Origin of the sequence: Kitasatospora sp. NPDC001603 (assembly GCF_040298365.1) — a bacterium.
Lineage (GTDB): Bacteria > Actinomycetota > Actinomycetes > Streptomycetales > Streptomycetaceae > Kitasatospora.
On the sequence record NZ_JBEPAA010000037.1, the window covers coordinates 42460 to 54959 of the forward strand.

General features: G+C 74.1%; 8 protein-coding genes and 1 pseudogene. 8 read left to right on the top strand and 1 reads right to left on the bottom strand.

The features are described 5' to 3' along the window. Positions 1 to 16: 16 nt before the first annotated feature. The 7 genes and pseudogenes from ABT263_RS22840 to ABT263_RS22870 form a co-directional block, all read left to right on the top strand. The gene (locus ABT263_RS22840; protein WP_352292718.1) at positions 17 to 2176 is read left to right on the top strand and encodes a glycogen/starch synthase; all 2160 of its coding nucleotides are present in this window, start codon (positions 17 to 19) and stop codon (positions 2174 to 2176) included. 3 nt (positions 2177 to 2179) lie between these two features. Beyond that, positions 2180 to 3088 (top strand): HAD family hydrolase, encoded by a 909-nt coding sequence (locus tag ABT263_RS22845; protein WP_352292720.1) that lies wholly within the window; start codon positions 2180 to 2182, stop codon positions 3086 to 3088. Beyond that, positions 3072 to 5180, top strand: coding sequence for a 4-alpha-glucanotransferase (malQ, locus tag ABT263_RS22850; RefSeq protein ID WP_352292722.1), 2109 nt, complete (start codon positions 3072 to 3074; stop codon positions 5178 to 5180). Before ABT263_RS22845 ends, malQ begins: the two co-directional genes overlap by 17 nt. A gap of 172 nt (positions 5181 to 5352) precedes the next feature. Further along, positions 5353 to 6279: an adenosine kinase gene (locus ABT263_RS22855; protein ID WP_352292724.1), complete on the top strand. Its 927-nt coding sequence runs from the start codon at positions 5353 to 5355 to the stop codon at positions 6277 to 6279. Continuing rightward, on the top strand, positions 6276 to 7769 hold the full coding sequence (locus tag ABT263_RS22860; RefSeq protein WP_352292726.1) for a GMC family oxidoreductase: 1494 nt from the start codon (positions 6276 to 6278) through the stop codon (positions 7767 to 7769). Before ABT263_RS22855 ends, ABT263_RS22860 begins: the two co-directional genes overlap by 4 nt. Continuing rightward, entirely contained in the window at positions 7766 to 8701 is a 936-nt protein-coding gene (locus ABT263_RS22865) for an aldo/keto reductase (RefSeq protein WP_352292728.1), read from the top strand. The genes ABT263_RS22860 and ABT263_RS22865 overlap by 4 nt, the downstream gene beginning before the upstream one ends. Positions 8702 to 8889: 188 nt before the next feature. Then, a pseudogene (locus ABT263_RS22870) lies at positions 8890 to 10464 on the top strand (alpha-amylase family glycosyl hydrolase); the annotation flags it as partial. A gap of 295 nt (positions 10465 to 10759) precedes the next feature. On the opposite strand, the gene ABT263_RS22875 reads toward ABT263_RS22870, so the two are convergent. Beyond that, positions 10760 to 11233 (bottom strand): hemerythrin domain-containing protein, encoded by a 474-nt coding sequence (locus tag ABT263_RS22875; protein WP_352292730.1) that lies wholly within the window; start codon positions 11231 to 11233, stop codon positions 10760 to 10762. Positions 11234 to 11419: 186 nt separating this feature from the next. Here ABT263_RS22875 and ABT263_RS22880 point away from each other — a divergent pair, with 186 nt between their 5' ends. Then, a complete protein-coding gene (locus tag ABT263_RS22880) occupies positions 11420 to 12313 on the top strand; it encodes an SDR family oxidoreductase (protein ID WP_352292732.1) in 894 nt (297 codons plus the stop codon). The last annotated feature ends 187 nt before the right edge of the window (positions 12314 to 12500 follow it).

The following is a 12500-nucleotide window of genomic DNA, read 5'->3' on the forward strand; positions in this document are numbered from 1 at the left end:
CAGAGAGGACCCGGCGGTGCACATCGTCAAATTCGCCTTCGAGAGCGTGGGCTTCGACATCCGCCTCATGCGTGGCGGCCTCGCCTCACTGGTGTGGAACCTGGCCCGCGAGTTCGCCGACCAGGGCCACCGCGTCTCCGTGATCACCCCGGCGCACGGCTGCCTCGAACACCTCAGGGCCCACTACGAGCTGGAGGAACTGGACCACGTCGACCGGCACACCGTGCCGCTGGTACTCGACCGCGCCGTCTGGCCCGGCCACCCCGCCGAGCTCGAACTGCGGCTCACCACCCGCGCCCACCGGCTCCGGCACGAGGGCGTCGACATCTACTTCCTGTCCGACGAGTACCTCGACCTGCTGCCCGAGCGGATCTACCCGGCCCGCACCAGCGAGGGCCACGACCTGGCCTTCTTCAAGCCGCTCGTCTTCCAGGTCTCCGGCCTGCGCTTCCTGCGCGCCCACCTCGACCTGGGCGCGGAGCCCGCGGTGGTGCAGGCCTACGAGCCCTACTACCACTACCTGCTGCCGCCGGTGCTGCGCACCGACCCGCGCTTCCTGGTGGTCAGCACCCTGGCCAGCAACATGCCGATCAACCAGCAGGTCCACCGGCCGCAGCTGGAGCGGCTGCTGGAACTGTTCGACACCGACGCCGACCTGGACGCGCTCGCCGACCCGCCGGCCACCGGCGGGCTCGCCGCGGCGATGACCTCCCAGCTGCCGAGCACCCACCTGGCCGACCGCCCCACCGCCGACGGCATCGGCTACTACGCGCTCGTCGCCGCCAACTGCGACCTGCTGGACTTCCTCACCCCCGGTCAGCTGGACTTCTACTCCACCTTCCGGGACACGCCCTTCGAACGCGCCTTCCAGGACCTGACCGTGGCGCGGATCGTCCGGGAGTCGGCGGCCCGCCAGTTCGTCGGCGGCTGCGCCGTGCCCGACGGCTGGCTGGCCCGCGACCCGGCCGGGGCCGACCGCGCGCGGCTGCTCACCGCCCGCGGGCTGGACCCGGCCCTGCCGACCTTCTACCACGTGGCCCGCTTCTCCGTGCACCACAAGGGGCAGGTCGAACTGTTCCGGGCGGTCGACGCCGTGCTCGCCGTCGACCCGGACGTCAACTTCGTCGTCCGCTGCGCCGTCGCGGCCGGCGGGGACGGCGTGGTCAGCCCGGTCGGCGACCCCTTCTTCGAGGAGGTCGCGAACCGTCACCCCGGGCGGGTCCGGCTGGACTGGTCCATGGCCGGCGAGGACGTGCTCCACCGGGAGGCCGTGGCGGCCGACTTCTGCCTCTTCCCGTCCAAGTTCGAGCTGGACTCCTTCCTGATCGCCCAGGGACAGCTGATGGCCTGCGGCGCGGTGCCGATCGGCACCGCACAGGAGGTCACCACCCACTACCGGCACCAGCTGCCGCGCGAACACCCGGACGCCACCGGCTTCGCCGTCCCCCGCTCGTTCACCGAGGACGACCCGCTGCTCGCCGCCGCCCTGGCGGACCGGATCCTGGAGGCCGCCCGGATCCACCGCGAGGACCCGGCCGAGTACCGCCGCCTCTCCGACAACTCCCGTGCGCTCGCCCGCCGTTTCACCTGGCGCAAGGCCGCCACCACCCGACTGGCGACCTTCGCGGCCGCCGCCGCCGGAGTCCTGCCCGGACTGACGCCGGAGCGGGCCGCCGGGTACGGCTGGTTCGAGAGCCTGGCCGACACCGACTGGGTCACCCACCGGCGCGAGATCGCCGAATCGGCGCTCGGCCGCGGTGACCTGGCGAACTACCGCAGATGTGTGCCGGCGGTGGACCGGACCGCGCTGGAGCAGCTGTTCGCCGCCGCGTACGCCAGGGCCGACTTCGCCCGCTGCGCCGAACTCGCCGTCCTCCTGGACGACCCGGGCCGAACCGCCCTCGTGGACGGGCGCTGCCTGGTCGAGCCGGTCGCCGACGGCCTGCGGATCGACTACCGCCTGCCGCACGCCGAGAGCGTGCTGCTCGTACTGCCGACCGGCGAGCACCGGCTGGCCGGGGCCGAGGGGTACTTCACCACCGTGCTGCGGGAGCGGCCGCCGGGGCCGCTGGTCCTCCTGCTGCGGCTGCGCGACGGCCGCTCCGCCTGGGACGAGTGCCCGCTGGAAACCCCCCGGCGGGTCACGCCGGTCGGCGCCGGACTGGAGAGGGACTGACCCATGACCGCACCCACCCGCCGCCGTCCGCCGCCCTTCGGGGTGGTCGCCACCGACCTGGACGGGACCCTGCTGCGCGGCGACCTCAGCCTCTCCGCCCGGACGCGGGCCGCGCTCGCGCGGGCCGAGGCGTCCGGCGCCCTCCACCTGGTGGTCACCGGCCGGGCCGCGGCCGGCTGCCGGACCCTGCTGGAACGACTCGACTACCGGGGACTGGCGGTCTGCGGCCAGGGCGCCCAGCTCTACGACGTCGGCGCCGACCGGCTGCTGTCCTCGCAGGGCCTGCACGGTCCGACCGTGCGACCGCTGGTCGCGCGCATCGCCGAGCAGGCGGGGCCGCTGCGGCTCGCGGTGGTGACCGCCGGCCTGGCCGGGGACTTCCTGGTCACACCGGGGTTCGAGAGCCGTCTGCGGCACGGCTGGCGGCTGGCCGAGAGCCCGGACGACCTCTGGGCGCTGCCCGTGGACAAGGTGCTGATCCGGCACGACCACCTGGGCGACGACGAGCTCGCCGCGCTGGCCCGACGGGTCTGCGCGGACGAGGTCGCCGTCACCCACTCGGGCGAGGGGCTGGTGGAGCTGCTCCCCGCCGGAGTCAGCAAGGCGAGCGGACTGGCCGCCGCGGCCGCCCTGCTCGGCTTCACCCCCGCCGACACCATCGCGTTCGGCGACATGCCCAACGACATCCCGATGATCGAGTGGGCCGGATACGGAGTCGCCATGGGCAACGCCCACGCCGAACTCCGGCGCCGCGCGGACGAAACGGCCCCCAGCAACGAGGAGGACGGGGTCGCGGTGGTGCTCGAACGGTTCTTCCCGCCCGACGCCGGTCGATCCGCCGCCGACCGGCCCGCCGCCGCCCCATCCACCACCGACCGACGGGAGAGCCCGACCGATGTCGCCCACGCGTGAGCTGTCCGAACTGGCCGAACTGCACGGCGTCTCCACCCACTGGACCACCGACCTCGGCCGACGGATCGAGACCTCCCCGGACACGCTGCGGGCCGTGCTGGCCGCCCTGGGCGTCGACGCCGCCACCGGCGGCTCCGTCCGGGCGGCCCTGTCCGAGCGCCGGCGCGCCCTCGCCGAGCGCCTGCTCCCGCCCAGCGTCGTGCTCCGCTCCGGACGCCCGCGCGCCGACCTGCGGACACCGCCCCGCACCGACCTGCTGGTCGAGACCGAGGACGGCCGGACCAGGACCGTCCGCGGCCTCGGCACGGACCTCGCCGAACTCCCGGTCGGCCGCCACACCCTCCACGCCGAGCGGGCCGGCCGGCGGGAGGCCGCCCCGCTGCTGGTCGCGCCCACCCGGCTGGCCGGTCCCGCCGGGCGCGGCTGGGGATTCCTGGCCCAGCTCTACTCGGTGCTCTCCACACGCTCCTGGGGCATGGGCGACCTCGGCGACCTGGCCGACCTGGGCCGCTGGGCCGGCGCCCTCGGCGCCGACTTCGTCCAGCTCAACCCGCTCCACGCGTACGTGCCCGGCCCGCTGCCCGACCCGTCCCCGTACCGGCCCAGCAGCCGGCGCTACCCCGACCCGATGAACCTGCGCATCGAGGCGGTACCCGAGTACGCGGCCCTGTCACCCGCCGACCGGGCCGCCGTCGAGGAGCTGGCCGCGAGCGGGGGCCGACTGCGCGGGGCCGTCCTCACCGGCGCACTGATCGACCGGGCGGCCGTCCGCGACCTCAAGTTCCGCGCCCTGGAACTCCTCCACCGGGTACCGCTCGACGCGGCCCGGCAGGCCGCCTACCGGCGGTACACCGACACGGAGGGGCCGGGGCTGACCGACTTCGCGACCTGGTGCGCCCTCGCCGAGGTGCACGGCACCCGGTGGCGGTCCTGGCCCGCCGGGCTGCGCAGCCCCGACGGGCCCGACGTCGCCGCCGCCCGGCGCGAGCTGGCCGGCCGGATCGAGTTCCACCGCCGGGTCGCCTGGCTGGTCGACGAACAGCTCGGCGAGGCGCAGCGGGCCGCGACCGGGGCGGGCATGGCCATCGGGCTCATGCACGACCTGGCGGTCGGCGTCGATCCCGAGGGCGCGGACGCCTGGAGCCTGCGGCGCTACCTCGCCGAGGGCATGACGGTCGGCTGCCCGGCCGACGACTTCAACCCGCACGGCCAGGACTGGGGCCTGCCGCCCTGGCGGCCCGACACGCTCGCCGAGGCCGGGTACGCGCCGTTCGCCGAGGTGCTGCGCGGCACGCTGCACCGCTCCGGCGCACTGCGGCTGGACCACATCATGGGGCTGTTCCGGCTCTGGTGGGTACCCGCCGGGGCGCGGGCCGCCGAGGGCGCCTACGTCCGGTACGACCACGAGGCGATGCTGGGTGTACTCGCCCTGGAGGCGCACCGGGCCGGCAGCATGGTGATCGGCGAGGACCTGGGCACCGTCGAGCGGGGAGTCCGCGAGGAGCTGACGGACCGGGGGATCCTCGGTACGTCCGTGCTGCGCTTCGAGTACCTCGGGGGCTCGGAACAGCGCTCCGGTCCGCTCCCGCCCGAGGAGTGGCGCGACGGCTGCCTGGCCACCCTCACCACCCACGACCTGCCCAGCACCGCCGCCTGGCTGGACGGTGACCACGTCGGCCTGCACGAGAAGCTCGGCCTGCTCGCCGAACCGGTGGAGCAGGCCGCGGCCGCGGCGGCGGCCGAGAGCGCCGGCTGGCTCGCCGAGGCGGAGCGGGCCGGCGCACTCGGCGCACCCGGCGAACCCGGCCCGCCGACCGGGGAGGTGCCGACCGGGGAGGTGCCGAGCCGGGAGGTGCTCGGCCTGCACCGGTTCCTCGCGCTCACCCCGGCGAAGCTGCTGGGCGTCTGGCTGCCCGACACGGTGGGGGACCGCCGCCCGCAGAACCTGCCCGGCACGGTCGACGAGTACCCCAACTGGCGGCTGCCCGTGGCCGATCCGGCCGGCCGGCCGCTCACCCTGGAGGAGCTGGCCGCCCTGCCGGGCCCCCGTGCCGTCGCCGCGGTCTACCGGGACCTGCCGGCCGCCCCGTGACGTCCGGGGCGGCCCCGCGTTCGACCGGGTGACGGCTCACGCCGGAGCGGTCCGCGGGACCCTGCCCGTCCGCCGCACCGCCCCGCCGACCCGCCCGTCGGGGGAGCGGCCCACCACCGGGTCGGGGCCCACGGCCACCGCCACCCGGACCCTACGTCCGAGAGGAACACGCATGAGCACCGAGACAGACGTCCTCGTCCTGGGAGGCGCCGGTGTCGACACGATCGTGTACGTGCCCGAGCTGCCGCTCCCGTTCGCCGACAGCTACATGGTGCCCAGGATCGAGATGCGGGCAGGCCAGACCGGCGACTTCGTCGCCCTCGGCCTGAGCGCGCTGGGCCTGCGCACCCACCACCTCGACATGATCGGCGCCGACCACGCGGGCGACCTGATCCGGGCCCTGCACCGCGACCGGGGGATCCCGCTCACCGAGGTCCCGCTGCCGGGCGGCACCAAGCGCGCCGTCAACCTGGTCGGCCCCGACGGGCGGCGCCTGTCGCTCTACGACGACAGCCGCTCGCACGAGGCGGACCGGCTGCCCGAGGAGACCGTCCGGGCGCTGGCCGCGGTGAGCCGCCACGCGCACGTCTCGATCACCTATCCCTGCGCCTTCGCCCTGCCGCTGCTGCGCGAGGCCGGCCTGACCGTCTCCACCGACCTGCACAACTGGGACGGCACCAACCCCTACCACGAGCCGTTCGCCCACGAGGCCGACGTCGTGTTCGTGTCCACCACCGCCCTGGCGGACCCCGAGCGGACCATGCGGCAGATCGCCGAACGCGGCCGGGCCCGGGTGGTCGTCGCCACCGCCGGCGCCGAGGGCGCGTACCTGCTCGCCGACGGGGAGATCACCCACGTGCCGGTCGCCACCCCGCCCGCACCGGTGATCGACTCCAACGGCGCGGGCGACGCCTTCGCGTCGGGCTTCCTGCTCGGCTGGCTGTCCGGTGAGCCGGCGGCGCGCTGCGCCCGGTACGGCGCGATCGCCGGCGCCTACGCCTGCACCGTGCCGGCGACCGGCACCGACTCCATCGGCCGGGACGCACTCCTCGCCCGCCTCGCCGAACTCGACGCCGCGGCAGCGGGAGCGGGCGCGTGACCGGCACACCGGCCCGCTACGACGTGATCGTCCTCGGCGGGGGAGTGGCCGGCTGCGTGCTGGCGGCCCGTCTGAGCGAGGACCCGGACCGCACCGTCTGCCTGGTCGAGGCCGGTCCCGACTTCGGCCCCGACCGGCAGGACTGGCCGGCGAAGGTGCTGAACGCCCGCGCCCTGCCGCGCGAGGAGGTGTGGGAGCGGCACGCCCCGGCGCACCGCATCCGCGCCCGCGTCCTCGGCGGCTCCTCCTGCATCAACGGCTGTTGGAACACCTGGGGATCCGAGGCCGACCACGCCGAGTGGGCCCGGACCGGCGGTCCGCGCTGGACGGCCGCGGCGCTGGAGCCGTACCGCCTCGCGGCGGTCGAACAGATGGGCCTGCGCCGGGTACCGGAGCGCGAGTTCTCGCCGTGGAGCCGCGCCGCCCTGGCGGCGGCCGCGGAACTCGGCTTCCGGGAGGTGGACATGGGCACCCCGGGCGGGCCCGGCTACGGCACGCCCCTGCTCAACGCCTTCGACGGAGTGCGCCACAACGCCGCCTTCGCCTACCTGGACGCGGCACGCGCGAGGCCCAACCTGACCGTCCTCGCCGGAGCCGCGGTGGACCGGCTGGACATCGGCGCCGGCCGGGTCCGCGGCGTCCGCGTCGACATCGGCGGCCGGCACGAGACCCTCGTCGCCGACGCCTACCTGCTGGCCTGCGGGACCTTCGGCTCGCCCGCGGTGCTGATGCGCAGCGGGGTCGGCCCGGCGGACCACCTGCGGACGGTCGGCATCCGCCCCGAGATCGACCTCCCCGGGGTCGGATCGAACCTCACCGACCAGCCCGGCGTCTTCGTGCCGCTGGCCCCGACCGACGAGCTGAACGCGGCGCTCGCCGCGAAGGAGGCCGACGGCGACCTGTACGTCAGCCGGATGCTGGTCCGGGCGGCCGGCGAACTCTGTCCGGACGACTCCTGGGACCTCCACATCCTGCCCGTCGCCGGGCCGCCGCTGTTCGGCAAGCTCCCGCCGGGCCGGTACGAGGCGGGCATCTCCGCCTTCGTCATGAAACCGGCCTCGCGCGGCACCGTGCGGCTGGCGTCCGCCGACCCCGCCGCGGCCCCCGAGATCGACCCCGGCTTCCTCACCGACGAAGGCGGCCGCGACCTCGCCGTCCTGCGCTCGGGCCTGGAGATCGTCGAGCGGATGGCCGCGACGGCGGCCCTGAAGCCACTGGCCGGTCCGGTCCGGGGCCACCCCGCCCGGGACCTGTCCGACCAGGACCTGCGCGGCCGGCTCGGCACCTACTGGCATCCCGTCGGCACCTGCGCCATGGGAGCGCCGGACGACCCCCTGGCGGTGGTCGACGGCGAGGTCCGGGTGCGCGGCGTGGCGAACCTGCGGATCGTCGACGCCTCCGTCCTGCCGACCGTCCCGGCGGCGAACACCCAGCTTCCGGTGCTCGCCGTCGCGGAGATGCTGGCGGACCTGATCGGGGGAGCGGCATGACCGGGGCCACCGCCGACCGCGTCCTGTACGGGTGCATGGGCCTCGGCGGCAGCTGGGACGACAGCCCGTACACGGCGACGGACATCGACCACGCCGAGGCGGCGGTCGGGGCCGCGCTGGACGCCGGGATCACCGCCTTCGACCATGCCGACATCTACCGGTACGGCAAGTCCGAGGCGGTCTTCGGCGAGGTGCTCGCCCGCACCCCCGGCCTGCGGCAGCGCATCACCCTGCAGACCAAGTGCGGTATCAGGCTCCCCGAAGGCGGGCGGCCGGGCCACTACGACCTGCGGGGGCCGAGCATCCTCCGACGGGTGGAGGAGAGCCTGACCCGGCTGCGCACCGACAGCCTCGACGTGCTGCTGCTGCACCGGCCCGACCCGCTGGCCGGCCCGGAGGAGATCGCCGAAGCCCTCGGCTCGCTCCACCGGCAGGGCCTGGTACGGCGGTTCGGCGTGTCCAACATGAGCGCCGCGCAGATCGCCCGGCTCCAGTCGGTGCTCGACGTGCCCCTGGTCGTCAACCAGCTGGAGATGAGCCTGGACCGCCGGGACTGGGTCGAGGCCGGCGTCCTGGTCAATACCTCCGCCGCCGCCTCGAACGGCTTCCCGCACGGGACGGTCGAGTACTGCGCCGCCCACGGGATCCGGCTCCAGGCCTGGGGCGCCCTGGCCAGGGGCCGCTTCACCGGCAGCGAGCCGACGCCGGCCGGTGAACTCGTCGGCAGGCTCGCCGAGCGCAGGGGGACGACGCCGGAGACGATCGTGCTGTGGTGGCTCCAGCGCCACCCGGCCGGCATCGCGCCGGTCATCGGCACCGCCCGCCCCGAACGCATCGCGGCCTGCCGCGACGCCGTGCTGCGCGAGCCGGAGCTCAGCCACGAGGAGTGGTACGAGCTGTGGATCGCCGCCCGCGGCGCCCCGCTGCCCTGATCCGGCGCCGGTCCGGCCCCGCGCGGCCTGACACCGCAGGGCGGAACGAACCCCTTCCGGGACCCGAGTCCCGGGGGTTCGTCACGACGGTCGGCGATGGGGCGCCACCCGGCGGGAGGCTCCGCAGCCGGGGGCCGCCCGCCGGGTCAGGGCGTGCTGTAGCCGGGGAGGAGCTTCGCCGCCTCGGTCACCACAGCTCCCGCTGGGGCGCCAAGGGCCTGTTCGTGCCGACCGTCTACGGCGTCCGGGACTCCCAGTGGTCCTGGTACTACGACGAGAAGGAGGCCGGCTTCGAGTACGACGGCCTGACCATCGACCCGAAGACCGGCAAGTCGTACTACAACGGCGACCTCTGGTCCTCCACCCAGCCCGCCGGCCAGACCTGCGTCGGCTGGGGCACCCCGACGCAGTACAAGAGCCCCGAGGGCTACACCATCTACAACTGCCAGTGGCCGAAACCCACTTCGGGCATGTTCCCGTCCAAGTACTACCACCAGTGCTGGATCGGCAACTGGGAGGGCGAGGACTCGCGCTCCTGCTGGCTGGCGGACGACCTCGCGGACTTCAACACCGAGAACGCCGAGGTCCAGAACTACCTGATCGGCGCGTACAACAAGTACATCGACATGGGCGTCGACGGCTTCCGCGTCGACACCGCCGTGCACGTCCCGCGGGTCACCTGGAACCGGCGCTTCCTGCCGGCCATCCAGCAGCGCGTCACGCAGGACTGGGGGCCGGCCAAGGCGCAGAACTTCTTCGTCTTCGGCGAGGTCGCCGCGTTCGTCAACGACAAGTGGAACCGCGGCTCGGTCAACCACTCCGCGCAGTTCTACACCTGGAAGGAGCGCGAGGACTACACCAGCAACGACGTGCAGGCCGCCCTCGACCAGTACACCTACGAGGAGCAGCTCGGCACCGGCAACCAGCCGACGTCCACCAACGCCTTCCTGGACGGCAACACCTACCACGCGCCCGACCGCTCGAAGTTCTCCGGCATGAACATCATCGACATGCGGATGCACATGAACTTCGGTGACGCGCACAACGCCTTCGACAACGGCAAGGACTCCGACGACTCCACCAACGACGCGACCTACAACGTGGTGTACGTCGACAGCCACGACTACGGACCCAACAAGTCCAGCGTCCGGTACACCGGCGGCACCGACGCCTGGGCCGAGGACATGGCCCTGATGTGGACCTTCCGCGGCATCCCGACCCTGTACTACGGCTCCGAGATCGAGTTCCAGGCCGGCAAGCAGATCGACTGCGGCCCGTCCTGCCCGCTGGCCACCACCGGCCGGGCCTACTACGGCGACCACGTCGAGGGCAGCGTCACCGCCTCCGACTTCTCGGTGGTGTCGAGTGCGAGCGGGGCGGTGGCCACCACGCTGCAGCAGCCGCTGGTCAAGCAGGTCCAGCGGCTCAACCAGATCCGCCGGGCGGTCCCCGCCCTGCAGATGGGCCAGTACTCCACCGAGGGTGTCAACGGCGGCGGCATGTCCTTCAAGCGCCGCTACACCGACGCCACCAGCGGGGTCGACTCCTTCGCCCTGGTCTCCGTCACCGACGGCGCCACCTTCACCGGCATCCCCAACGGCACCTACAAGGACGCCGTCTCCGGCGACGTCAAGGTCGTCGCCGACGGCACCATGGCGATCGCCGCCCCCGGGAAGGGCAACCTGCGGGTCTACGTCCTCGACCGGGGCGGCAAGAACGCCGCCCCGGGCAAGATCGGCACCGACGGTCCCTACCTGAAGTAGGGGAGGGTCGAGGCAACGCTCCACCAGCTGTGGTCGCCGGATCTCCCGGCGGCCACAGCCTGCTTCGCGGCCCGGGGGCGCCCGGTGGGGGAGCGACGGGGCGACGTCGATGTTCTGGACACCGGCGCTGGCGCCGGCGGCGAAGGCCTCCTCGGCCGCTTTGACGCGGTCGGTGCAGACGGTGACGTCCTGCTTCCAGGCGGACGGCTCCAGTGGGGGACGCCCTGGCAGCAGAAGCGGCGGAACCTCTCACCGTCGACGGCGACGACACGCTCCCGTACCCCTCGCGCGCCCGTCACGCGGTGGCGCTGGGCACCTTGAGGGGGTCGCGGGTGGCGGACTTCTTCGCCTCCTCCAGCTGTTCGCCGAGTTCGGCCAGGCGGTTGCGGCCCATCGCCTTGCGGACCTCGGGGAACCACTCCTTCTCCTCCTCCTCGACATGGTGGCGGACGTTCTCCATCAGCACCGTCATCTTCGCGTCGAACCGCTCGTCCTCCGGGTCCATGCCGGCCAGCTCGGAGAGCATCCACACGACGACGTGGTGCTCCTCGACGCTCTCCAGCACGTGGTCCTTCGTGTCGGGCGCGGCCTCGCGGGCGGCCGGGTAGAAGACCTCCTCCTCGATGACGGCGTGGACCGTCAGCTCCTCGACCACCTGGTCGGCGATCCGGCGCTTCTCGGCGAAGGCCCGGTCGCCGGCCTTCTCGAAGGCCTTGAACAGGCTCTCGACGGTCTTGTGGTCTTCCTTCAGCAGCACGATCGCGTCCATGCGCGTTCCTTTCCGGGGTAGTCGGCCCGTGGTCGGGCGCACGTGTACCCCGTGCGCCGCCGCGGACACCCGGGCGGCGCACGGACCACCCGCACGGCCCGTCCCACCGCGCGAGCGGCCCCGCGCGGGGCCAGACTCGCCCCGAACCCGACGCACCCACTCCGAAGGAGCACCGGATCCGCCGTGATGAGCGACCAGCACACCCCTCAGGACCCCACCTCCCAGCAGCCGCAGCCGCCGTTCCCCGAGCAGTCCCAGCCCCACCCGGGCAGCGGTGAGACCATGCGCCCCAGCCCCGACCACGGGGAGGACAGCTACCGCGGCGCCGGCCGGCTGGCCGGCCGCGTCGCGCTGATCACCGGCGGCGACTCCGGCATCGGCCGCGCCGTCGCCCTCGCCTTCGCCCGCGAGGGCGCCGACGTCGCCTTCTGCCACCTCCCCGAGGAGGAGGCCGACGCGGCGGAGACCACCCGGCTGGTCGAGGACGCCGGGCGGCGCGCCCTCGCCGTCGCGGGCGACCTGCGCGACGAGGACTTCTGCGCCGAGCTGGTGGCCCGCTGCGTCGACGTGTTCGGCCGCCTCGACATCCTGGTCAACAACGCCGCCTACCAGATGTCCCAGCCCGACGGCCTCGCCGCGATCACCACCGACCAGTTCGACCGGGTGATGAGGACCAACCTGTACGGGATGTTCTGGATGACCCGGGCCGCCCTGCCCCACCTGCGCGAAGGCGCCTCGATCATCAACACCGCCTCCGTCCAGGCGTACAAGCCCAGCCCCCACCTCCTGGACTACGCCATGACCAAGGCCGCGATCGTCGCGTTCACCCAGGGCCTGGCCGGGCAGCTCGCGCCCGACGGCATCCGGGTGAACGCCGTCGCGCCCGGCCCGGTGTGGACGCCGCTGATCCCGGCGACGATGGACGAGGAGAAGGTCGCGCACTTCGGCGAGCAGTCCCCGCTCGGCCGCGCCGCCCAGCCCGCCGAGATGGCCCCCGCCTACGTCTTCCTCGCCTCCCAGGAGTCCTCGTACATCACCGCCGAGATCGTCAACGCCACCGGCGGCACGCCTCTGCCCTGACCATCGGGGCCCCGGCCTCCGGACGCCCGGGCTCGCGGAGGTCCGGACGGCGGACGGCCGCATCCGGTCGAGTCGGACGGGTGTGCGGCGGCGTGCCCGCGGGTAGACGGCAGGCCCGCCGCCACCGCCGCCGGCCCCGGCGGGGATCGCCCACTCCGCCCTCGATCACTGACGAGACGGGGCGGTG

What these genes read in the sequence shown, in the direction of transcription:
- ABT263_RS22845 (WP_352292720.1), top strand. Translation starts at nt 2,180, where the DNA reads ATGACCGCACCCACCCGCCGCCGTCCGCCGCCCTTCGGGGTGGTCGCC.
- malQ (WP_352292722.1), top strand. Translation starts at nt 3,072, where the DNA reads ATGTCGCCCACGCGTGAGCTGTCCGAACTGGCCGAACTGCACGGCGTC.
- ABT263_RS22855 (WP_352292724.1), top strand. Translation starts at nt 5,353, where the DNA reads ATGAGCACCGAGACAGACGTCCTCGTCCTGGGAGGCGCCGGTGTCGAC.
- ABT263_RS22865 (WP_352292728.1), top strand. Translation starts at nt 7,766, where the DNA reads ATGACCGGGGCCACCGCCGACCGCGTCCTGTACGGGTGCATGGGCCTC.
- ABT263_RS22875 (WP_352292730.1), bottom strand. Translation starts at nt 11,233, where the DNA reads ATGGACGCGATCGTGCTGCTGAAGGAAGACCACAAGACCGTCGAGAGC.
- ABT263_RS22880 (WP_352292732.1), top strand. Translation starts at nt 11,420, where the DNA reads ATGAGCGACCAGCACACCCCTCAGGACCCCACCTCCCAGCAGCCGCAG.